We start from the raw sequence: 21,717 nt of genomic DNA on the forward strand, positions 1-21,717 counted from the left end.
CCCGGAGGGCGGCGCTGTCGGGCCGGCAGGGTGCGTCAAGCCGCTGGCCCGATGTTCCCGCATCGCGCGGCGCGGCTTTCCTGCCCTGCCGGCCCGACAGCGCCGCGCAGGTCATGACCGTGGCGAGAAATCCGGGTTAAAGAAACAGCACCAGCACCGAGACGACGATCATCGCGCCGAGCGCCAGGCGCCGGAACAGGGCCTCGTCGACCCGGCCGAAGAAACGGGTGCCGGCCCAGGTGCCGAACACGAACACCGGCGCCAGCAACAGGATCAGCCAGAAGACCCGGGGCACGAAGGCGCCGGCGGCCGCCATCGCGATCAGGGTGACGACCGGCGTGATCGAACTGGAGAGCGCGATCGTCCCGCGCTGGACGTGGGCCGGCGCCGGGCCGGACATGACGTAGAGGAACATCGGCGGCCCGCCCATGCCGACCGCGCCGCTGATCAGCCCACTCAGGCCGCCCGCAACGGAGGCCATGGCCGGCCCGCGCGGCCCGGTATGACGCCAGCCCGAGAGCAGGATCGCGGCGAACAGGATCGCCATGACGGCGACCGCCCGGCGCATCAGTTCCTCGTCAACCGTGAACAGGAGCCAGGCCCCGGCCGGTATGAGCAGGATGCAGGCGATGCTGAGCGCGGCCGTCTCCCGCAGGTCGGCGTCGCGCAGCGCCCGCCGGCCCAGCTGAAAGCCGGTCAGCAGCATCAGGCTGACGCCGACCGGCACGGCTTCCCGCGCGCCGACGAAGGCACTCAGCACCGGCATGACGACGACGACCGCGCCGGCCCCGCCGGTAAAGCCGCGCAGGACGCCGCCGAGCAGCGCCGCCGCCACAATGGCGGCGATGCCGTAGAGCGGGATCTCGAGCAGGCTCGCGTTCACCGGCGTCCCGCCGCGTCGCCGGCCGGAAGGGCGGGCTCAGGCCCTGCCGGTAAAGGCCGCCCGGCGCTTCTCGACGAAGGCGGTGACGCCTTCGGCGAAATCCGGCTCGACGGCGCAGGCCGCGAAATTATCGGCCTCGAGCTGCAGCTGCCGCTCCAGCGGATTGTCCAGCGAGCGTTGCAGCAGCGCCTTCGTCCGCCCGTAGGCGACGGTCGGGCCGGCTGCCAGGCGGGCTGCCAGCTTCTCCGTCTCGGCCGCCAGGTCGGCCGCCGGCACCACCCAGTTGACCAGGCCGTACTCCTTCGCCGTCGCGGCGTCGAACCTGTCGCCCAGCAGCGCAAGTTCGGTCGCTTTCTTGAGGCCGACCAGCCGCGGCAGGGCATAGGTCGAGCCGCCGTCCGGGCTGGTCCCGATCAGGGTATAGGCGAGCGTGTAGTAGCTGTCGTCCGCGGCAATCGCGAGATCGGCGGCGCTCATGAAGCTGAGCCCGAAGCCGGCGCAGGCGCCGCTCACCGACGCGACCACCGGCTTGGGCATGCGCCGGATCGCGATAATCAGGCTGTGGACCTCGTGAACGAAGGCCTCGATCGCCACCAGATTGTCCCCGCGCGGCCGGTCGAGCATGGCGTGGAAGGTCTTGAGGTCGCCGCCGGCCATGAAATGGTCGCCGCCCCGGATGACGACGCAGCGCACGTCCGGATCGTGTTCCAGCGGGTTAATCGTCTCGACCAGGGCGCGGGTCATGTCCCGGTTCAGGGCGTTCAGCGCCTTCGGCCGGTTCATGGTCACAAGCGCGACGCCGCCTTCAGTTTCCAGTTCGACCAGTTTCTCGCTCATCGCTGCGCCTCCTCAGCCGGCATGTCGGGAAAAGAAATCGTTGCACGCCGCGCCGATCTCGGCCGGCGAATCCTCCTGGACGAAGTGCAGCCCCTTCACCGTCGCCTCTTCCTGGTTTGCCCAGCTGCGGCAGAAGTCGCGCGCCGGGCCGGTCAGGATGCTGCCCGGCCTGGCGTTGATAAACAGCTTCGGGATCGGGCTTTCCTTCATCGCCTTGCCGTAGGCCTCGACGACGGCGACGACCTCCGGCGGTTCGCCGTCGATCGGGATCTGCCGCGGCCAGGTCAGCATCGGCCGGCGCACTTCGCCGCCTTCGGCAAAGGGCTTGCGGTAAGCCGCCATTTCTTCGTCGGACAGATCCCGCATCACCGCGTTGGGCAGCACGCCCTCGATGAACAGGTTGCGGTTCAGGATCAGGTCTTCGCCCTTGGGCGAGCGGAAGCCCTGGAAGATGCCGCGCGCCTGCTCCGGCCAGTCGGCCCAGCTGACCGGGCAGACGACCGTTTCCATATAGGCGATGCCGGCGACCCGCTCCGGGTGGCGCGCCGCCCAGTGGAAGCCCAGCGCGCCGCCCCAGTCGTGAACGACGAAGCGCAGCCGGCCCTCCGGCAGCACGGCATCGAGCCAGGCGTCCACTAATTTGCTGTGTTCGGCAAAGGTGTATTCCCCCGACGGGTTCTTTCCCGATTCGCCCATGCCGATCAGGTCCGGCGCCAGGCAGCGGAAATTGCCGGCCAGCTCGGGGATCACGTTGCGCCACAGGTAGGAGGAGGTCGGGTTGCCGTGGACGAGCACGACCGGCTCGCCCGACCCGGTATCGACATAGCGCATCGTCGAGCCGAGCAGGTCGACGGATTTGCGGGGGTGGGGGTCGGCGGCGGAAAGGGAATCGGCCATTTCGGAAGTCCGGCTCGTGGCAATGGAGGAACGGGGTGGCCCGTCGAGTCGGCCGCACTATAACCGCGGGCAACGGCTTGAGAACCGTCGGATCGGGATATGCCGCCGATGCCGCAGCCGCATTCCGCCGATCCGCCGGCAAAGCGGTTTACCCCGGTTCCGGGGAATGTCTATTGTTCTGCGACAAGCGCCGGCGTGCCGCGAACCGGTCCCGCGAAATGGAACCGGCTCCGCGGCCGGGCAAACGTTTCCCCGGCACGATCGAAGGAAAGTACGGGCCATGCCTGCAACCGAACCGACCGCGTCCCCCGTGGCCGTTACCCTGTATCGCTGGGCCGGCGCGTGGGGGCCGTTCAAGGTCAAGATTCCGTGCGGCGAGTGTTCGCTGACCCTCGACGTGATCCAGGACACGATGGCCCATGAACTCGACGGCATTCCGGTCGCCGTCGACATTCACGACTGGCTGAGCGAATGGTGGCGACCCCTGCCGAAAGGCGGCTGGCACGCGCCCATCGTCATCGTCGAGGGGCGGCTGGTCAGCCAGGGTCACGCGCTGAACCGCGGCGTTCTGACCGAAGCCGTGATCGACGCATGGGCCCGGCGCAGCGCGCCGGCCGGCAATCATCTTTTCGGCAAGGAAACCTGCCCGCACTGCGTCCGCGCCAAGTCCTATCTCGCGGAAGCGGGCATCGACTATGCCTATCACGACGTGGTGCGCGACCCCCGCGCGCTGTACGAGATGCTGGCGCGGGTCAAGCCGATCGTCGGGCCGAAAACCCCGATTACGGTGCCGCAGATCTGGCTCGACGGCGCCTATGTCGGCGGCGCCGACATGCTCGGCGAACTGCTCGACCGCGACGTCGAGCCCAACCCCGACCGCGGCCGGTGCTCGCTGTCGCCGAAGGCCGCGTAGCACCGTTTCCGCGGAAGCCCCTTCTCGCGCGGGCGTGACGGCCGGACACCCGACCGGCGCGCGCGACCTCGCGCCGGTTATCGTCTGGTTCCGGCAGGACCTGCGCCTGTCGGACAATCCCGCGCTCTCCGCCGCCGCGGCGGCCGGGCGCCCGGTCATTCCGCTCTACATTCTGGACACGGAAAGCGCCGGTCAATGGACGCCGGGCGGCGCGTCGCGCTGGTGGCTGCACCACAGCCTCGAGTCGCTGTCGCGAAGCTTGGCGAGCCAGGGTCTTCGACTCGTCATGCGCCGCGGTGCGGCCGGTCCGGTCCTTGAACGATTGATCGCCGAAACCCGCGCGTGTGGCGTCTACTGGAACCGCCTTTACGAACCGTGGGCGACCCGGCGGGACGATGCGATACGGGCGGCCTTGCAGGCGGCGGGCGTCGCGGTCGAGAGCTTCAATTCTGCCCTGCTGTTCGAACCGTGGGAAATCGCAACCAAGGGCGGCGCGCCCTATCGCGTGTTCACACCCTTCTGGCGCGCCTGCCTGGCGGCGGAACCGCCTGCGCCGCCCCTGCCCGTGCCGGCGTTTGCCGGGCCCGCGGCCGGCGCAACGGTTGAAAGCGAAACGCTGGATACCTGGGCGCTGCTGCCGGTTGCGCCGGACTGGGCCGGCGGCCTGCGCGCCGCCTGGGAGCCGGGCGAAGCGGCGGCGCAACGCCTGCTGCGCGGCTTTCTCGAAACCGGACTCGCCGGATACGAAGCGGCGCGCGACCGGCCGGACCTCGTCTCGACATCCCGCCTGTCGCCCCATCTGCATTTCGGCGAGATCGGGCCGCGGCAGGTCCGGCACGCCATCTACGGCCTGTCCGCCGTCGGCGATGGCGAGGCCGACGCCGGCCCCCGAAAGTTCCTTGCCGAGCTCGGCTGGCGCGAATTCTCGTACCATCTGCTCCACCATTTTCCCGGCCTGCCCGAAGCGCCGCTGCAGCCGCGCTTCGCCGAGTTTCCATGGAAGGAAAATCCGGAAGCCCTGCGGGCGTGGCAGCAAGGAAAGACCGGCTATCCCTTCGTCGATGCCGGCATGCGGCAGCTCTGGCAAACCGGCTGGATGCACAACCGGCTGCGCATGGTCACGGCGTCCTTCCTGGTCAAGCACCTGCGGGTCCCGTGGCAGGCCGGCGCGGCCTGGTTCTGGGATACGCTGGTCGATGCCGATCTCGCCAACAACAGCGCCGGCTGGCAGTGGGTGGCCGGCTGCGGCGCCGATGCCGCGCCCTATTTCCGCATCTTCAATCCGGTGGCCCAGGGCGAGAAATTCGATCCGCAGGGCGATTATGTCCGCCGCTACGTCCCGGAACTCGCCGGCCTGCCGGACCGATGGATCCACCGCCCCTGGGAAGCGCCGCCGGAGGTGCTGCACGCGGCAGGCGTGCGCCTGGGCGAAACCTATCCGCACCCGCTCGTGGATCACGCGCGGGCGAGGCGAGCGGCGCTGGCGGCCTATGAGTTGGTGAAGGCCGGCTGATACCGCCTGGCTCGCCGCCTCACGCCGGGCACAACCGTCCCTTCCCGTCATATCGACCGAAGCGGTCGGGACGACTGCGAAGCGGAGATATCTTTCCCGCGCGGTGCACAGGACGAAGCGCGGTACCGGAAAGATTTCTCCGCTCCGCGAACCTGCGGTTCGCTCCGGTCGAAATGACGGGTAGTGCGCGGCGCTCGCTCACGCCGGGCGGACGATGTAGCCGGAGCGCGGGAAATGGTTGTGGACGGTGCCGACCCGGTCGTCCGCGCGCCGGACGACGACTTCGTTGCGCTGCACGGCGACGACCTCGCCGACCACCGCTTCCGGCACCTTGTCCGCCGCCAGCACCGAGACCGTCTGCCCAAGGACCGGACCGGCATCGTCGGGCGCGCTCTCGCCCGGATCGGCCGGGTCGGCGGATCTGGCGATGTCCAGCGCCTCCTGCGGATCCAGTTCGGTTGGCGACCCCGTTCCGAAGGCCGCGATCCGGTCGAGCCAGCCGCGGATGTTGGAGAACGGCTCCAGCAGCGCGGCGTTCTTCCGGCCGGCCCGGTTCAGCATCCAGAAGGGATGGAAGATCGAGAAATCGGCGAGCCCGGCGGCGTCGCCGAGCAGGAAGGGCCGGCCGTCGGCCAGCCAGCCCTCGACCAGGTAGAGCGTGCGGTTCAGCTCCGCGACCAGCCGGGGCGCGGCGGCCATGATCTTCTCCGGCGGCGCCGGCTCCTGCCCGCGCATGGCGGCCCGGTCGGCGAAGAAGTCCGGCGGCATCCGGTCGGCGATATGGGCGAAGGCCGCCCCTGTGACGGCGCCGAACAGCGCGCCGTCGGCCCAGAAGGTGAGCGCGTGGGCCATCCCCTCGCCGCCCTGCGGATACAGGGTCGGCGCCGGATGCCGGCGCTCCAGTTCGGCGGCGATCAGCTGGGTGTCGTGATAGACGTCGGCGCCGGACTGCAGCACCGGCGTCCGCCGGTAGCCGCCGGAAAGCGGCATCAGGTCCGGCTTCGGCATGATCATCGGGATCCCGACCGAGCGCCAGGCCAGGCCCTTGAAGCCGAGGATCGCGCGGATCTTGTGGGCGAAGGGCGAGCCTTCGTAATGATGCAGAATCAGCTCGGCCATCGACGAAAATCCTTCCTGTGCCGCCCCGGCAAGCGGCCTAGCGGTTCTTGAATTTCGGCGCGCGCTTCTCGATGAAGGCGGACATGCCCTCAGCCCGGTCGTCGGTCGCGAAGGCGGCGTGGAACATCCGGCGCTCGAACAATACGCCCTCGCGCAGCGGCGTCTCGTAGGCGCGGTCGATCGCCTCGACGGTCATGTACACCGCCGGGCGCGACTGCTTCGCGATGGCCTCTGCGGTCTTGACCGCTTCGTCCACCAGCTCGTCGAGCGGGACGATGCGGCTGACCAGCCCGGCGCGCTCGGCCTCCTCGGCGTCCATCATCCGGCCGGTCAGCGACATTTCCATCGCCTTGGATTTGCCGACGAATTTGGTCAGCCGCTGGGTGCCGCCGGCGCCGGGCAGGATGCCGAGGTTGATCTCCGGCTGGCCGAAGCGCGCATTCTCCGCCGCCAGGATGAAGTCGCACATCATGGCGACTTCGCAGCCGCCGCCCAGCGCATAGCCGGCGACCGCGGCGATGACCGGCTTGCGGATCGTCGTGACGACCTCCCAGCCGTTGGTGATGAAGTCCTCCAGATAGACGTCCTGGAACGATTTTGCCTGCATTTCCTTGATGTCGGCGCCAGCGGCGAAGGCCTTCTCGTTGCCGGTCAGCACGATGGCGCCGATGGCATCGTCGTCCTGCGCCGTGTTCAGCGCGTCGCCCAGCTCGGCGACCAGCGCCGAATTGAGCGCGTTGAGGGCCTTCGGCCGGTTGAGCCTGATCAGCCCGACCGGGCCGCGGATTTCGTAGATGATGTTTTCGTAGTCCATTCGCCTGCTCCGCTGCTCTCTCAGGGCGCGCGCAATCGGCTTTGCCTCGCGTCTTCGCCGGAATTTCGCTGGGGAGGCGCCGGTTCTAGCCTATCGCTGGCGGTGCGGACAGTAGAAAGTCGAGCGGTTGGACTGCACGATCCGGCGGATGCCGCCGGTCTCCGCGACGGCGCAGTCGCAGCCGGGGCAGGCCTCGCCCTCCCGGCCGTAGACCGCCCACTGGTGCTGGAAGTAGCCCAGCTCGCCCGACGGCTGGACATAGTCGCGCAGGCTGGAACCGCCGGCCGCGATGGCCTTGTTCAGCACATCCCTGATCGCCCCGGCGAGCGCCTCGGCCTGCCGCGCCGAGATGGTGCGGGCGAGGCGCATCGGCGACAGGCCGGCGAAGAACAGCGCTTCGCAGACATAGATGTTGCCCAGCCCGGCGACCGTCTTCTGGTCGAGCAGCGCGGCCTTGAGCGGCGTGCGCCGGCCCTTCAGCTTCGCGGCGAGGGCCGGGCCGTTGAAGGCGTTGCCCAGCGGCTCCGGTCCGGCCCCGGCAAACAGGCGGTGCCGGTCGATGGTGTCGACCCGGTCCAGCGCGACCAGGCCGAACCGGCGCGGGTCGTTGAGCCGGACCGTGTCGCCCCGGTCGGTCTTGAGCACGATATGGTCGTGGGGCAGCAGCTCCGGGTCGCCCCGGTCGATATGGAGCCGGCCGGACATGCCGAGATGGAGGATCAGCAGCGCGCCGTCGTCGAACTCCGCCAGGATGTATTTCGCCCGCCGCCGCACCGACCGGACGGTCCTGCCGGTGAGCCGTTCGGAGAAATCCGCCGGAACCGGGATGCGCAGGTCCGGCCGCCGCGCCTCGGCATGGACCAGCACCGCCCCCTCCAGCACCGGCCGCAACCCGCGCACGACGGTCTCGACTTCGGGAAGTTCGGGCATTGGGTATTTACCTCTCGTAAGCGCCGCTGCCGTCCGCCGGCTCGAATACCAGTTCCGGTACGACGATTTCCCAAGTCTCGCATTTCGCGCGGTCGCGATATTCCGGCTCCGACGTTTCGCGACTCCCGGTAATGATCGCCAATACTTCGGCGGAACGGCAGCGCATTCCTGATGGCGGTTTGAATTTCCCGGCAAGGCGCCCCACCGTCCGTCCCGTTCCGTCCAGGAGTTCCCAGCGGCCGCCACCGACAATGCGTACCCTCAAGGAATCGCCGGGCTAAAGCGCGGCGATGGCGCTGTGGATGGAGTGGCGCTCGCCATAGCTCCCCGCGAAGCCGATGTCGATATGCTTGAGGTCGGGCCGGATGTAGCGGTCGTCGAGTGTCGCCGGGGCGAGCGGCAGTTTCGCCGGTTTGCGGCGCAGCACGGACCGGTGGCGGCGCAGCGTATCCAGCAGCGGGTTTCGCCCGCCGTCGAAGCGGGCCAACGTCAGCGTCTGCTGGGCGCGGGTCATCGCGACATAGTAGAGCCGGCGCGGTGCATCGGCGTCTTCGTTCCGCCCCGGCCGGTCCCAGCCGCCGTCGAGCACCGCGACATGGTCGAACTCCAGCCCCTTGGCCCCGTGCGCGGTCACAAGAAGAAGCCCGTGCTGGCGCCGGCGTATATCCCGGCCCCATTCTGCCAGCCATTCGATGAAATGGTCGACCGGCGTCTCCGCTCCGCCGGTTTCCAGGGCATGCTCCTCAATGGCCTGTCGCACCAGGTCGTGCCAGCGTCCGGAGCACGGCCCCGCTGCCCAGCCGGCGAGCGCCGCCCCATCGACGACCCGCGGGCGTCGCTCGCGCAGCCACGCGACGAAGGCGCAGGTTTCGCGCAGCCGCCAGAATCTCGGAATTTCCTCGTCGCCCATCTGCGCCGGAATATTCCTGGCCATGCAAAACGCCTGCACTGGCGCGAGACATTTCCACTCCCGCGCGATCACCGCGCTGCGCGACCAGTCCCATTCCGGCGACCGTCCGGCAAGGCGCTGTAATTCCGCCATGACGGCCTGCGCCTGCGTAGCCGGATCGCGACCGGCCGGCAGGATTTGCACCTTGCCGCGGGAAACCGGGTCCAGCGTTTCCCACGCCCCGCCCGGCGGGTCGTTCTCGCGCGCCCGGTCGATACGGATCGGTCGGTCGGCCTTCATCCGCTTGCGCGCCGATGCGATGATCGCGTTGGCTGCCGCAATAATATGGCCGGTCGAGCGGTAGTTGTCCGTCAGATAGGCGGGTTTCGGGCCGTAATCCGCTTCGAAGCGGCGGATGAATTCGACCGATGCGCCCTTGAAGGCGTAGATATTCTGGTCGTCGTCGCCGACGGCGAACAGGGTTAGCTTGCCGGTCTCGTCCTCCAGCGTCCGCCCGGCCAGCGCCGAGATCAGGGCGTATTCCTCTTTGCCGATGTCCTGGTACTCGTCCACCAGGATCCAGCGGAAGCCGGCGAGCAGCCGTTCCCGCCGCTCGTCAGCCTCTTCCGGCGGCAGGCCCTTGCCGCGCAGCAGGTCGGTCGCGCGTTTCAGGACGTCCCGGAACAGTTCGTCGTCCGGCTGCTCCGCCCGCCCGGCGAAGCTGGCCCCGGCCAGCCGCATGGCGAGGCCGTGGCAGGTCAGCACGGTCACGCCGCGGGCGTCGTCGCCGATCAGGTCGGCAAGGCGCCGGCGGATATCGACCGCGGCGTGGCGGTTGTAGGCCAGCGCGAGGATGCCGCGCGGATTCTCCCGCCGCACGCGCACCAGATACGCGATCCGGTGCACCAACACCCGCGTCTTACCCGAGCCGGGGCCCGCCAGCACCAGCACGTTCGTCTGCTCCCGCTTGTCGGCAACGATGCGCTGTTGGATGGGGTTGCCCAGGCTTTCGACGATGGCGCGCCAGGAGTCGGGGGTCGTCTGCCGGCCGATATCGTTGTCCCGGCCGGGCAGCCACTTTTCCAGAAAATCGGTTTCCTTCAGGTTGAAATAGTCCGTCGCAAGGCGCAGCGCGTCGCGCATGGCGGCGAGGCCGCGCTCGGCAAACTCCGCCATGACGTGGATTTGCAGGACCTGTCCCTTGTAGTGCAGATCGAGCCGCTCGAAGTCCGCGCCGGAGAAACCGCGGCGTTCCGATTTCCGCAGCCGGATCGTCATGGCCGGGCGGAACACGGCCAGCCCTTTGTTCAAGCGGATTATCTCCAATTCATGTAGCCACAGAAGGGCGCGGTCTAACGCTTTGACTGGATCCTTGAGCCTGCCCTTCAGAATGAGATCGTTTTCGATCGCTTGGTTCAGGTCGCCGATGGTGGTCTCGGCCAGCAGGTCCGTGCCGCGGCGGCCATCCGGCAGACAGGCCAGCAGATGGTTCAGCAGGCAGCGCGCCGCCTCGCGCCGGCGTTTCGCCGTCTGCGCGAGAGCGTCCCAGCTGACCCGCAACGTCACCTGCGCCGTTTCCGCATCCCGTTTCCGGATCGAAAGGCTGCCGGGGCCGCCGTCCTCGCCGCGCCCGTCATAGGATATGCTGCGGACGATGCGCCACAGCCGCATCGGCAGCGGATCGGCCAGTCCCTTGTCCTGCAAGACCTGGGCGGCGATGCGCAGATGCAGCGGCGCCTTGTCTCCTTTGCCCATGTCCGGCGCTTCCTCGCGCATATGGGCGATCAACGCTTCTTCCAGCGCTGCGGCTTCTTTGAGACGCCGGCTCGACGAATGCGCGACGCCCTTGTGGACGAAGGCCGTCAGCGCCGTTTCGTTTTTGGAGATGCCCAGCCGTTCGAGATCGAACAGGGCGTTGCGCACGCCTTCGGCGCTCAGGCGCGCGACCACCATCAGTTCGTCCGTGGTGACTCCCTCGTCCGCGTCGGCGTCGATCAACACCTCAGCGATGCGCAACAACTGGCTGCGATAGGTCTTTTCGAGCCGTGCGTCTTCCAGCTTTCTCCGCGCCTGTTCGACCGTATCCACCCGCAGCGATGACGGGAATATCTGGACGACGTTCTCCTCCCGCGCCAGCAGCGCGCTTTCTTCCAGCCAGGCGATGGCGGTGCGCACCCGCGTATCGTCGGTGGCGGAATCCCGCTCGAACGCCTTGTCCTCGTCCTCGCCGAGGATTTCGCCCGCTGTGGCCGCCACCTCGCCGTTCAGGCGTTTCTTGCGGTCGAGATTGCGCAGCGCCCTGAGGATGGCGTGGATTTCCGGGCGAGTGAGCCGCGAGCGCGCCGACAGGCCGAACTGGCGCTCCACATCGTTCGGCGGCGCATACATGAGCACGCAGCGCGCCGGCTCCCGGTCGCGGCCGGCGCGCCCGGCCTCCTGGAAGTAGTTTTCCAGCGAGCCGGGAATATCGGCGTGGACCACCAGCCGGACGTCCGGCTTGTCGATGCCCATGCCGAAAGCGTTGGTCGCCGCGATCGCGCGCAACTCGCCGCCGATGAAGCGCTGCTGCACGTCCTTCCTGGTTTCCGGCGGCAGGCCGGCGTGAAAATAGTCCGCCGCAACGTCCTTCAGTTGCAAATACTCGGCGACTTCCTCGGTCGATCGCCGGGTCGCGCAATAGACGATGGCCCCGCCGGCTTTATCCGGCGGCAGGTGCGAGGTCAGGACCTGGTGGATATGCTCGAATTTCTCGCCGCCGGAAGTCGGGATCACCTCGAAGCCGAGATTCGACCGTTCCGCACCGCCATCGAAAACCGCCAGTTCGATGCCCAGCTTGTCGCGGAAATGCCGCGTTATGTCATCCACCACATCGGGCTTGGCGGTGGCGGTCAGGCACAACACCGGCGGGACCGGTCCGTCGCCCGCCTTCTTGCTGATGAAGCGGGCGACATAGAGATAGTCGGGTCGGAAATCGTGGCCCCAGCGCGACAGGCAATGGGCCTCGTCCAGCACCCAGGCGCCGATCTCGCGCTGGTCGAGCGCCCGGCGCACCGAGCGGGAGCGCAGCTGCTCCGGCGCGATAATCAGAATGCCGGCGTCGCCGAGGCGGACCCGGTCCAGCGCGTCGGCCCGCTCCGGCATCGAGAGCAACCCGTTGACGGTCACGCAGGCGCCGATGCCGCGCGCCTCCAGTCCGTCGACCTGGTCCTTCATCAGCGCGACCAAGGGCGAGATGACGACCGTGAGCGCGCCGGTCTTGTCGTAGCGCGACAGCGCCGGAATCTGGTAGCAGAGCGATTTTCCGGTCCCGGTCGGCAGGATGCCGAGAACGTGCTCGCCCCGCATCGCCGCCTCTACGATGGCCTGCTGCATCGGGCGGCCGTCGTCATGCGCCGGTTCGGGACGGAAAGCGGGGTAGCCGAACCAGCGTTTCAGTTCCTTGCCGGCATCGTGCCGCTCCCGGCACCAGCCGCAGGCAGGGTCGGCGCAAGGCGTGTCCCGGAGCCGGCGCACCAAAAACCCGGCCTCCGGGAATTGATGCCGCACCCAGGGCGGCATGACGGAATTGCCGCCGGCGACCGACAGCCACGCCAGGGCGTAGGCCAGCGGCCAGCCGGTCGATGTCTCCTCAAACACCGCATGGCCGTGGGTCGCGCAAGCGGCGCCCTCCAGCCGCGTGCCGACCGCCGTGCGGGCTTCCTCCGCCGAGGGGCGGCGCGCACCGCGGATTTTGCAGAACAGCGCGTCGAGGGCGCAGTCGGCGCCTGCCGCGTCCGGCGTGCACAGCCGATGCCACGTCTTCAGAAGGTCGGGATCGGCTTTGGACAGGGCCTTGCATTCTTCGCGGAACAGGTCGATCGCCAGTTCGGAATCGAGCGCCGGGTCGTTCCGTTGGCTGCGGACAAGGCCGCCGTCCTTATAATGCTTGACCAGGCGGTGATAGGGATTGCTCGGGAAGGCGAGCGGGCTGAGCCGCAAGGTATCGACGGCCGGCAGCTTCAGCAGTCGTAGATCGGGACTTGCAGCCGCAAGCCAGGGCAAGTCGTGTTCGATCAGGTTGTGGCCGAGCAGGAAATCCGCGCCGTCGGCAAGCGCGTCGAGTTTCCGCAGCGCCGCCGCAAATCCGGAACCGGAGTACGGCAACCGCTCGCCGGTATCTGTCCGTATCGCCCCGAATGCATGGATCCGGCCGTCCTGCACGCCGACTTCGAGGTCGAGCGACAGCGCGCGAAAATTGCAGGTCACCGTTTTCTTGCCTTTGCCGTTATGCCCGTTCCCGGCGGTGCAATGAATTTACGCTATGCCGGCGCGCTCGGCCGCTCCTCCGTAGCCGCGCGGCAGGCGCCGACACCGCCCCCCTGCGAGCGCGCGAAACTGTGAACGGCCATGCGGTGCGCGGCCTGCTGTATTGCGCCCGGCAATCGCCATATCGATTCGAGGAACGGACTTCGAAACAAGGACAGAGTCATGCGCTCCTCTTCAACCCTGTACCGACCCGATCCGGCGCGCCGGCTGGCCCCGCTGGGTCGTTTCGCAACCGTCGCTCTGGCCGCCGGCCTGCTGGCGGCCTGCCAGAGCCCGGCACTGGACAGCGGCGACCGGTTCAACAGGACCGCCTCCGCGGATACTGCGGCGAGCGCCGACGACCGCATCGATGGGATCGGCTCCGCCGACAGGTCGAAGCGCGCGATATACGGCGGCCTGGCCAACCAGCGGTAGCCACACCTGCCGGTATTCCCGCCGCCGGCCGCTTCGCCGCTCACCCGTCTGCCGCCGCGCCGTCCGGCGCCGGCGGCAGACGCCCTTCCTCGACCGCGTGGCAGGCCACGGCGGTGCCGTCGCCGGACTGTGACGCGCGCAGCTCGGGCCGTTCGCTGCGGCAGCGCTCGTCGGCGTGCGGGCAGCGCGGATGGAAGGCGCAGCCGCCCGGCGGATCGATCGGGCTGGGGACCTCGCCGGCCACCGCTTCCCGGTCGCGCTTGGTCATGCCGAGGTCGGGGATCGTCTCGAGCAGCAGCCGGGTATAGGGATGCTGCGGTGCGGCGAACAGCGCGGCGGCGTCGGCGACCTCGACGAAGCGGCCGAGATACATGACGGCGATGCGGTCCGACATATGGTGGACGACCGCAAGATCGTGGCTGATGAACAGGTAGGTCAGGCCCAGATCGTCCTGCAGGTCGCGCATCAGGTTGAGGATCTGGGCCTGGACCGAGACGTCGAGCGCCGAGGTCGGCTCGTCGCACAGGATCAGGTCCGGCTGGCTCGCCAGAGCCCGGGCGATGGAAATGCGCTGGCGCTGCCCGCCGGAGAATTCGTGCGGGTATTTCTCGCCGTCGGCGGCGGCGAGGCCGACCTGTTCGAGCAGGCCGTCGACCCGGCGGTCCGATTCCCTCGCGTCGCCGGCGATGCCGAAGGCCCGGATCGGCTCGGCGATGATGTCCCGCACCCGCCAGCGCGGGTTGAGCGAGGCCTGCGGGTCCTGGAAGATCATGGTGAGCCGCCGGCGGATCGCCCGCGTCCGGTCCCGTGCTGCGGTCACGTCATGGCCGTCGATGGCGACGCGGCCCCGGGTCGGCCGGTAGAGGCCGGCGATCAGCCGCGCGACCGTGGACTTGCCGCAGCCGGATTCGCCGACCACCGACAGGGTCACGCCCTTGCCGATGGCGAAGCTCACGCCGTCGACCGCTTTCAGGACTTTCGGTTTCCGGCCCATCGCCCGCTCGGCGACCGGCAGCGGCAGGCGGAAATGGACCGCCAGGTCCTCGACCTGCAGGAGCGGCGCGTCAGCCATCGGCGGCCGCTCCTTCGGCTGCCGCAGCGGTACCGGACCAGCGCGGCGAATATTGCCAGCAGGCGGCGCTCGTCGCCTTGCCGTCCATCATGACGGGCCGTTCGGCGCGGCACAGCTCGCGCACTTCCGGGCAGCGCGGCGCGAAGGCGCAGCCGTCCGGCACCGCGCCGACCCGCGGCATGGACCCGCGGATCTGGGGCAGCCGGCCGATGCGCGCGCCGATCGTCGGGATCGAGCCCATCAGGCCGTGGGAATAGGGGTGCGAGGCGTTGCGCACGACCTCGGCGACCGTGCCGTCCTCGATCACCCGGCCGGCATACATGACCGCGACCCGGTCCGCGGTCTCGGCGATCACGCCCATGTCGTGGGTGATCAGCATGACCGCGGTGCCGTGCTCCCGGCACAGCCGCTTGAGCACGCCGATGATCTGGGCCTGGATCGAGACGTCGAGCGCCGTCGTCGGCTCGTCGGCGATGATGAGGCGCGGGTTGGCGCACAGGGCGAGCGCAATCACGACCCGCTGGCGCATGCCGCCGCTGAACTCGTGGGGATAGGCGCCCAGGCGCGAGGCCGCCGCCGGAATCCCGACTTCGTCGAGCAGCTCGACCGCCCGCTTCTCCGCCGCGTCCGCGCCCAGGTCCATGTGGGTGCGGATGGTCTCGGTGAGCTGGAAGCCGATGGTGTAGAGCGGGTTCAGGCTGGTCAGCGGGTCCTGGAAGATAACGCCGATCCGGGCGCCGCGGATCCGGCGCAGTTCGTCGCCCGAGAGGCCGTCGATGCGCGCGCCGTCGAACCAGACCTCGCCGCCGTCGATCCGCGCCGGCGGTTCGAGCAGGCCGATCACGGCAAGCCCGGTGATCGACTTGCCGGCCCCGGATTCGCCGACCACGCCGAGGACCTCGCCTTCCTTCACATGCAGATCGACTCCGTTGAGGATCGCCAGAGGGCCGCGCCGGGTCGGCAGGCCGACCTTGAGATCGCGCACGTCCAGGAGAGCCGTGGGGCGCGAGGGATTCGCCGGGCCGCCGTTCATCAGCGCAGCTTCGGGTTGAGGGCGTCGCGCAGCCAGTCGCCCAGCAGGTTGACCGCGAGCACGAGCAGGACCAGGGCCAGCGCCGGGAACAGGGTGATCCACCACTGGCCGGAGAACAGGAACTCCTGCCCCACCCGGATCAGGGTGCCAAGCGACGGCTGGGTCGGCGGGATGCCGACGCCGAGGAAGGAGAGCGTCGCCTCGGTGATGACGGCGAGCGCCAGGTCGATGGTGCCGATCACCAGCACCGGCCCCATCGTGTTGGGCAGGACATGGCGCAGCATGATGCGCCAGGAGGGAATGCCGATGACCCGCGCCGCCGCCACATAGTCCTTCGACTTCTCGACCAGCGTCGCCGAGCGCACGACGCGGGCATATTGCGGCCAGGCCGAGATGCCGATGGCGAAGATCAGGACGTAGATCGCGAAGGTCGCGTCGGTCTTGATGTCGGTGCCGGCGAAGATCGCCCGGGCGACGCCGTCGACCATGAGCGCGACCAGGATCGAGGGCAGGGTGAGCTGCACGTCGGCGGCGCGCATGACGACGGATTCGTACCAGCCGCCGAAATAGCCCGATGTCACGCCGAGGCCGACGCCGAGCACGACCGAGAAGATGACGGCGCTGAAGCCGACGATGAGCGACAGGCGGCTGCCGTAGAGGATGGTCGAGAAGATGTCCCGGCCCTGGTTGTCGGTGCCGAGGACGTAGCTCCAGTCGCCGCCCTCGATCCAGGCCGGCGGCTTTTCCGCGTCGCCCAGGCTGAGGGTCGACGGGTCGAACGGCGTGTGCGGCGCGAGCCAGTCGGCGAAGGCGGCGCCGAAGAAATAGAGCAGGGTGACTATGGCCGCGGTCACGACGACCGGATTGCGCCGGAAGCTGTAGGCGAGGTCGCTGTCGGCGCCACGATGGAGCGCGCCGAGCAGGCGGCCTGCGGTGCCGGGGGCGGTTCCGGTTGCCGGGCGGGCCGTCATGCCGTGCCCTTGCCGCGCTGGGCCGAGACGCGCAGCCGCGGATCGACGGCGGCGTAGAGCAGATCGACGATCAGGTTGATCGCGACGAAGGCGATGGCGGCGAGCAGCAGGTAGGCGCCCATGATCGGCACGTCGGCGAACTCGACGCCCTGGATGAACAAGAGGCCCATGCCCGGCCACTGGAAGACGGTCTCGGTGATGATCGAGAAGGCGATCAGCGTGCCGATCTGCAGGCCGGCGATGGTGATGACCGGCACCATCGTGTTCTTCAACGCATGGCCGAAATTGATCGCCCGGCGCGACAGGCCGCGGGCACGCGCGAACTTGATGTAGTCGGTGCGCAGCACCTCGAGCATCTCGGCGCGCACCAGGCGCAGGATGATGGTGAGCTGGAACAGGCCGAGCGTGATCGCCGGCAGGATGATGGCGAGCCATCCCGAGCCGGTGAGCAGGCCGCTGTCCCAGTCGCCGATGCGCACCGTGTCGCCGCGGCCGAAGGAGGGCAGCCATTCCAGGCCGACCGAGAAAATGTAGATGAGCAGGATGCCGATCACGAAGGTCGGCAGCGACACCCCGACCAGCGAGACGGTGAGCACGAAGCGGCTGAGCCAGCTGTCGCGGCGCAGGCCGGTAAAGACGCCGAGCCCGATGCCGGCCGCCAGCGCGATGATCGCCGAGACGAACACCAGCTCAAGCGTCGCCGGCATGCGCTCCAGGATCAGGTCGGAGACCTTGCGCTGGAACTGGTAGGAAATGCCGAACTCGCCCTCGGCCGCGTTGGCGACGAAGCGCAGGAACTGCACGATCACCGAATCGTTCAGGCCGAGCCGCTCGCGCAATTCCTCGCGGTCTTCCAGCGTCGCCTCCTGCCCGACCATGTTGTTGATCGGGTCGCCGACGTAATTGAAGATCACGAAGGACAGCAGCGCGACCACCAGCAGGACGCCGACGGCCTGGAACACGCGATTGACGAGATAGCTGAACATGGCCGTTCAGGTCTCCGGCCGGAAACCGACCTGCGATCCCCTATCGAAAAAGCATACCGCCGGCCGCCGGTCCCGCAGGTTGCGGAGCCGGAGGCCGGCGGAGGGAACGTCGGGTGCGGTTTCCCGCGCGCCCGCTACTTGCTCATTTTCGCCCAGCGGAAGTGCGGGGAATCGTCGGCCCGGATCGGCAGGTCGAGCTTCTTCGACATGCCCCACACGATCACCTGGTGGTGCAGCGGCAGATAGGCGTTGGCGCCTTTCACATGCTTCCAGGCCTCGGCGATCATCGCGTCGCGCTTCTTGAGGTCGACCGTGACCGGCATGGCGTCGGTCAGCTCGTCGACCCGCGGATTGGCGTAGCCCGTCGCGTTCCACGGCCCCTTCGAATGGTAGAGGTATGTGAACACATAGTGGCTATCGAGCGTCGGCACGCCCCAGCCCAGCATGTAGAAATCGGTCACCCGCTTCTGGATCTTGGGGAAGTGCTTGGACTTCGGAATCGCGTCCAGATTGACCTTGATGCCGACCTTGCCGAGCATCCCGACGACCGCGATGCAGATCTTCTCGTCGTTGTTGTAGCGGTTGTTCGGGCAGTCCAGGCGAACGGAAAAGCCGTTCGGATAGCCCGCTTCGGCGAGCAGGGCCTTGGCCTTGGCCGGATCGTAGGACAGGCGCCCGTTCAGGGCTTGCGTGTAGCCGTGGACGCCCGGCGAGGTGATGATACCCGCCGGCACGGCGAGGCCGCGCATCACGACCTTGCGGATCGCCGCGATGTCGATCGCCCGGTACATGGCCTCGCGCACCTTGGCGTCGGCGAACGGGTTCTTGCCCTTGACGTCGGAGGTGCGCAGCTCCTTCACGCCGGTATCGAGGCCGAGGAAGATGGTCCGGATCTGCGGCGTCTGCACGACCTTCAGCTTGGCGCTGCGGCCGATGCGGTTGAGATCCTGGAACGGCGGATCGAGCACGAAATCGACCTGGCCGGAAAGCAGCGCGGCGACCCGGGTCGCGGCGTTCTTGATCGGCGTGTAGACGATCTCGTCGACGTTGCCGCCGGAGTCCTTCCAGCCCCACCAGTCCGGGTTGCGCACCAGAATCGTGCGGACGCCCGGCTCGCGCAGCTTCAGCATGTAGGGGCCGGTGCCGTTGGCGTGGCGCGCGGCGTAGCTCTCTTCGTTGTTCTTGAAGTCGAGGGGCTTCTCGACCTTGTGCTTCTTGGCCCAGGCGGCGGACATGATGCCGATCTGGGTCAGCTGGTTGGGCAGGATCGGGTTCGGCCCCTTGGTGATGAGCTGCACCGTGTGGCTGTCGATCTTCTTCGCCTCGACGACGCTCTTGACGTAGTTCTTGAAGTCCGAGGTCGGCAGCTTGATGCGCTGCATGGTGAAAACGACGTCGTCGGCGCTGAAGGCCGAGCCGTCATGGAATTTGACGCCCTTGCGCAGCTTGAACTCCCACACATTCGGTTTGCCCGCGACGGTGGACCAGCTCGTGGCCAGCGCGGGAATCAGCTTCATGGCCGGATCGCGGAAGACCAGCCCCTCGTAGATCTGCAGGGTCGCCGAATTGGTCGGGCCCTCGTTCTGCGAATGGGGATCGGCGGTGAGCGCGTCGCCCTGGCTGGCCCATTTCAGGACATTCTTGGCCGACGCCGGCATGGCGGCGACCGCAAGGGCGGCGGCAACCGCCGCCGCTGTCATCAGTCGTTTCATCGTCACCCCTCCAGGGTTTCCGTGATGTTGACGGTTCGGTTTCGCTTTTCGGCACGGCACCGGCCGGAAAGGCCGGCAACCGCGCCGTGTGCAGGGCGGCAGTCTTAGTCGAACCTGCGGCGCGGGTCACGATGGAATTGGCGCGCAGGCGCGGTGCTCAACCGCTTGTTACCGGAGCGTTTGGGCAAGGGTACGGATATCGGCCGGCAGCAGGCCCGGGGCGCCGGACGGGCCGGACGCCGGGAAACGGCCGGATTTTGAATAAATGTTCAAAATCATTTTCCCTAAGTCTTTGAAATTGCTTGACTTTTCTCATTGGACAGACCGGTCTTTCTTATGTGTTTTTTTGCACCCGGCAGCCCTAACCCTTTGGAATCGTTGGAAAGACGTCTATCGGAAATGCGCAAAATCAATCCCGGTAGGAATTTTTCCAGCTTTCCGGCCGAACGGGAGCGCCGCGCGACACCGGGGGCGGCACCGCGGGGCAGGATCGGGGGCAGCATGGCCCGGCGGAATCGGAGGGTCGAACCGGACGGTCGAATCGGACGGGGTCCGGCCGTCAAGCCCAATGGCGCACAGGGCGGCGCACAGGATGGCCGACTGGCGGCGGCGGGCCGGAAAGCGGGCAGTTCCCGCCTGTTTCTTCGTTCGCTTTTTTTGGGGCGTCGGCCGGCCGCGGCAGGCGCACTTCGGGCGTTGACGGGGCCGATATAGGGCGCGGGATCCACCATGTCAAGGCAAATTATCGTAAAAAAGGAAATAATTTTGAAAGAGCGCTGCCGCCCCAATCCCCATTGCCACCCCGGACGGAGCGCAGCGGAGATCCGGGGACCAGAGCCACGGGCAAAGGCCTTTCAAGTCGGCCCTGGGCCCCGGATCAGGTCCGGGGCGGCAAATTGGGTTGGGAATTCGGCGGGTCGGACCGGGGAGCGGAGACGTTTGATTCTTCCTATCCCTCCCCCTCTTCAGAGGGGGAGGCTAGGTGGGGGTGCGGTGGCGCCGGCACAGCCTACAGACACCGCACCCCCATCGACCTCGCTGCGCTCGGCCACTTCCCCCTCTGAAGAGGGGGAAGGATAAGGTGGTGGCGGCCTGGCCCCTTTCGCAGAACAATTCTCCTCAGAGGAGGTGGCTCAATACAGAAAAGGGAGTGGGGGTGGCGCGGTGCTCAGCCGCTTGTTATCGGAGCGTTTGAGCAAAGGCGCGGATGTCGTCGAGCAGCAGGTCCGGCGCCTCCATGGCGGCGAAGTGGCCGCCGCGCTGCATGTCGGTCCAGCGGGCCACGTTGTAACCCTTCTCGACGTAGGGCCGCGGCGGGAAGGGGATGATCTCGCGCGGGAAGTTGGCGATGCCGGTCGGGACGCGCACGCGGCCGCCGGGCGGGAACAGGGAATCGCCGTCGCGGCTGTAGCCGTTATAGGTCCACGAGGCGCTGCCGAAGGCGTCGTTCACGATATAGAGCATCAGGTTGGTGAGCAGCCGTTCGCGGCCGATCACCCGGTCCAGGCTGGCCTGTTGCCCGTCGATCCAGGTGCGGAATTTCTCGCCGATCCAGGCGGCGACGCCGACCGGGCTGTCCAGCATGGCGTAGGCGAGCGATTCGGGCTTGGTCGCCTGGACGTGGAAATAGCCGCCCTCCTTCATCCGCCAGCGTTCGCCCTTGCGCCGCCAAGCGTCCTCTTCCGCGTTCTGCGGCGGGACGGGTTCGATGCCGCCGCCTTCCCGTTCCCGGGACGGGCGGACGCCGAACATGTTGAGATGCACGCCGCCGCACCCGCCCTTTTTATTTCGGTCCGCATGGTCGTGGCCGATCCAGCCGCAGATCACGCTGCCCCAGTCGCCGCCCTGGGCGATGTAGCCGTCATAGCCCAGCACGTCGCCCATCAGAGCGGCGATGTGCCCGGCCATGCGCCGCGGGCCGATCGGGCCGGCCGGCTTTTCGGAAAAGGCGTAGCCCGGCAGCGACGGCGCGACGACATGGAAGGCCGGCGCATCCCGCGCGCCGTGGGCGGCGGGGTCGGTCAGCGGCCCGAGCATCTCCTCGAATTCGATGAAGGAACCCGGCCAGCCATGCACCAGAACGAGCGGCCTCGCGTCGGCCCGCGGCGAACGGCAGTGGACGAAATGCAGGTCCAGCCCATCGGCCGCGGCCGTGAAATGCGGCAGCGCGTTCAGCCGGGTCTCGACGGCGCGCCAGTCATACTCCTCTATCCAATACCGGCAGAAATCGCGCAGCCAGTCCGGGTCCGGCCCCAGCGCCCATCCGCTGTCGACCTTTTCTTCCGGCCAGGGAAAATCCCGCACCCGTTGCAGGATCCGGTCGAGCTTTTTCTGTGGCACATGGATCGTGAAAGGCGTCGGACTCATAGTCGGGGATCGCTGTCTCGGACCTGGGCGCGCAGGAATTTGCGGCGCGCCGAACCTATCGC

16 protein-coding genes are annotated in these 21,717 nt (G+C 68.1%); 3 read left to right on the forward strand and 13 right to left on the reverse strand.

The features are described from left to right. Positions 1 to 136: 136 nt before the first annotated feature. Genes OXM58_14055 through OXM58_14065 form a run of 3 tightly spaced genes read right to left on the reverse strand, consistent with a single transcriptional unit; the run spans position 137 to position 2,617 of the window. Entirely contained in the window at positions 137 to 883 is a 747-nt protein-coding gene (locus OXM58_14055) for a sulfite exporter TauE/SafE family protein (GenBank protein ID MDE0149490.1), read from the reverse strand. 36 nt (positions 884 to 919) lie between these two features. Further along, positions 920 to 1,720: an enoyl-CoA hydratase-related protein gene (locus tag OXM58_14060; GenBank protein MDE0149491.1), complete on the reverse strand. Its 801-nt coding sequence runs from the start codon at positions 1,718 to 1,720 to the stop codon at positions 920 to 922. 12 nt (positions 1,721 to 1,732) lie between these two features. Next, complete coding sequence (locus OXM58_14065) at positions 1,733 to 2,617, reverse strand: haloalkane dehalogenase (protein MDE0149492.1); 885 nt, start codon at positions 2,615 to 2,617, stop codon at positions 1,733 to 1,735. 280 nt (positions 2,618 to 2,897) lie between these two features. Here OXM58_14065 and OXM58_14070 point away from each other — a divergent pair, with 280 nt between their 5' ends. Beyond that, complete coding sequence (locus OXM58_14070; protein MDE0149493.1) at positions 2,898 to 3,530, forward strand: glutaredoxin; 633 nt, start codon at positions 2,898 to 2,900, stop codon at positions 3,528 to 3,530. Between the two features lie 34 nt (positions 3,531 to 3,564). After that, positions 3,565 to 5,043, forward strand: a complete 1,479-nt coding sequence (locus OXM58_14075) for a deoxyribodipyrimidine photo-lyase (protein ID MDE0149494.1) — start codon at positions 3,565 to 3,567, stop codon at positions 5,041 to 5,043. Positions 5,044 to 5,241: 198 nt separating this feature from the next. On the opposite strand, the gene OXM58_14080 is transcribed toward OXM58_14075, so the two are convergent. The 4 genes from OXM58_14080 to OXM58_14095 form a co-directional block, all read right to left on the reverse strand. Beyond that, positions 5,242 to 6,162, reverse strand: a complete 921-nt coding sequence (locus OXM58_14080; GenBank protein ID MDE0149495.1) for a glutathione S-transferase family protein — start codon at positions 6,160 to 6,162, stop codon at positions 5,242 to 5,244. Positions 6,163 to 6,199: 37 nt separating this feature from the next. Beyond that, positions 6,200 to 6,976, reverse strand: a complete 777-nt coding sequence (locus OXM58_14085; GenBank protein ID MDE0149496.1) for an enoyl-CoA hydratase — start codon at positions 6,974 to 6,976, stop codon at positions 6,200 to 6,202. A 90-nt stretch (positions 6,977 to 7,066) separates the two neighbouring features. Next, complete coding sequence (gene mutM / locus OXM58_14090) at positions 7,067 to 7,906, reverse strand: bifunctional DNA-formamidopyrimidine glycosylase/DNA-(apurinic or apyrimidinic site) lyase (protein MDE0149497.1); 840 nt, start codon at positions 7,904 to 7,906, stop codon at positions 7,067 to 7,069. 277 nt (positions 7,907 to 8,183) lie between these two features. After that, complete coding sequence (locus OXM58_14095) at positions 8,184 to 13,040, reverse strand: RecQ family ATP-dependent DNA helicase (GenBank protein MDE0149498.1); 4,857 nt, start codon at positions 13,038 to 13,040, stop codon at positions 8,184 to 8,186. Between the two features lie 222 nt (positions 13,041 to 13,262). Between OXM58_14095 and OXM58_14100 the strand changes: the two genes are divergently transcribed. Beyond that, positions 13,263 to 13,514, forward strand: coding sequence for a hypothetical protein (locus OXM58_14100; GenBank protein MDE0149499.1), 252 nt, complete (start codon positions 13,263 to 13,265; stop codon positions 13,512 to 13,514). Between the two features lie 40 nt (positions 13,515 to 13,554). Here OXM58_14100 and OXM58_14105 read toward each other — a convergent pair whose 3' ends face one another. The 6 genes from OXM58_14105 to OXM58_14130 all read right to left on the reverse strand — a co-directional run bounded on the left by OXM58_14105 (position 13,555) and on the right by OXM58_14130 (position 21,655). After that, positions 13,555 to 14,586: an ATP-binding cassette domain-containing protein gene (locus OXM58_14105; GenBank protein ID MDE0149500.1), complete on the reverse strand. Its 1,032-nt coding sequence runs from the start codon at positions 14,584 to 14,586 to the stop codon at positions 13,555 to 13,557. Further along, on the reverse strand, positions 14,579 to 15,619 hold the full coding sequence (locus OXM58_14110; protein MDE0149501.1) for an ABC transporter ATP-binding protein: 1,041 nt from the start codon (positions 15,617 to 15,619) through the stop codon (positions 14,579 to 14,581). Before OXM58_14110 ends, OXM58_14105 begins: the two co-directional genes overlap by 8 nt. Then, positions 15,619 to 16,590: an ABC transporter permease gene (locus OXM58_14115; protein MDE0149502.1), complete on the reverse strand. Its 972-nt coding sequence runs from the start codon at positions 16,588 to 16,590 to the stop codon at positions 15,619 to 15,621. Before OXM58_14115 ends, OXM58_14110 begins: the two co-directional genes overlap by 1 nt. After that, entirely contained in the window at positions 16,587 to 17,576 is a 990-nt protein-coding gene (locus OXM58_14120; protein ID MDE0149503.1) for an ABC transporter permease, read from the reverse strand. The genes OXM58_14115 and OXM58_14120 overlap by 4 nt, the downstream gene beginning before the upstream one ends. Before the next feature lie 134 nt (positions 17,577 to 17,710). Further along, entirely contained in the window at positions 17,711 to 19,288 is a 1,578-nt protein-coding gene (locus OXM58_14125; GenBank protein ID MDE0149504.1) for an ABC transporter substrate-binding protein, read from the reverse strand. 1,179 nt (positions 19,289 to 20,467) lie between these two features. Continuing rightward, on the reverse strand, positions 20,468 to 21,655 hold the full coding sequence (locus tag OXM58_14130; protein MDE0149505.1) for an epoxide hydrolase: 1,188 nt from the start codon (positions 21,653 to 21,655) through the stop codon (positions 20,468 to 20,470). Positions 21,656 to 21,717 lie beyond the last annotated feature (62 nt).

This window comes from Rhodospirillaceae bacterium, assembly GCA_028819475.1.
Taxonomy (GTDB): domain Bacteria; phylum Pseudomonadota; class Alphaproteobacteria; order Bin65; family Bin65; genus Bin65.

Excerpts from the sequence above, each read along its gene's own strand:
- OXM58_14060 (MDE0149491.1), bottom strand. The coding sequence starts at position 1,720 with ATGAGCGAGAAACTGGTCGAACTGGAAACTGAAGGCGGCGTCGCGCTT.
- OXM58_14120 (MDE0149503.1), bottom strand. The coding sequence starts at position 17,576 with ATGTTCAGCTATCTCGTCAATCGCGTGTTCCAGGCCGTCGGCGTCCTG.
- OXM58_14115 (MDE0149502.1), bottom strand. The coding sequence starts at position 16,590 with ATGACGGCCCGCCCGGCAACCGGAACCGCCCCCGGCACCGCAGGCCGC.
- OXM58_14125 (MDE0149504.1), bottom strand. The coding sequence starts at position 19,288 with ATGAAACGACTGATGACAGCGGCGGCGGTTGCCGCCGCCCTTGCGGTC.
- OXM58_14110 (MDE0149501.1), bottom strand. The coding sequence starts at position 15,619 with ATGAACGGCGGCCCGGCGAATCCCTCGCGCCCCACGGCTCTCCTGGAC.
- OXM58_14065 (MDE0149492.1), bottom strand. The coding sequence starts at position 2,617 with ATGGCCGATTCCCTTTCCGCCGCCGACCCCCACCCCCGCAAATCCGTC.
- OXM58_14085 (MDE0149496.1), bottom strand. The coding sequence starts at position 6,976 with ATGGACTACGAAAACATCATCTACGAAATCCGCGGCCCGGTCGGGCTG.
- OXM58_14105 (MDE0149500.1), bottom strand. The coding sequence starts at position 14,586 with ATGGCTGACGCGCCGCTCCTGCAGGTCGAGGACCTGGCGGTCCATTTC.
- OXM58_14130 (MDE0149505.1), bottom strand. The coding sequence starts at position 21,655 with ATGAGTCCGACGCCTTTCACGATCCATGTGCCACAGAAAAAGCTCGAC.
- OXM58_14070 (MDE0149493.1), top strand. The coding sequence starts at position 2,898 with ATGCCTGCAACCGAACCGACCGCGTCCCCCGTGGCCGTTACCCTGTAT.
- OXM58_14100 (MDE0149499.1), top strand. The coding sequence starts at position 13,263 with ATGCGCTCCTCTTCAACCCTGTACCGACCCGATCCGGCGCGCCGGCTG.
- mutM (MDE0149497.1), bottom strand. The coding sequence starts at position 7,906 with ATGCCCGAACTTCCCGAAGTCGAGACCGTCGTGCGCGGGTTGCGGCCG.
- OXM58_14080 (MDE0149495.1), bottom strand. The coding sequence starts at position 6,162 with ATGGCCGAGCTGATTCTGCATCATTACGAAGGCTCGCCCTTCGCCCAC.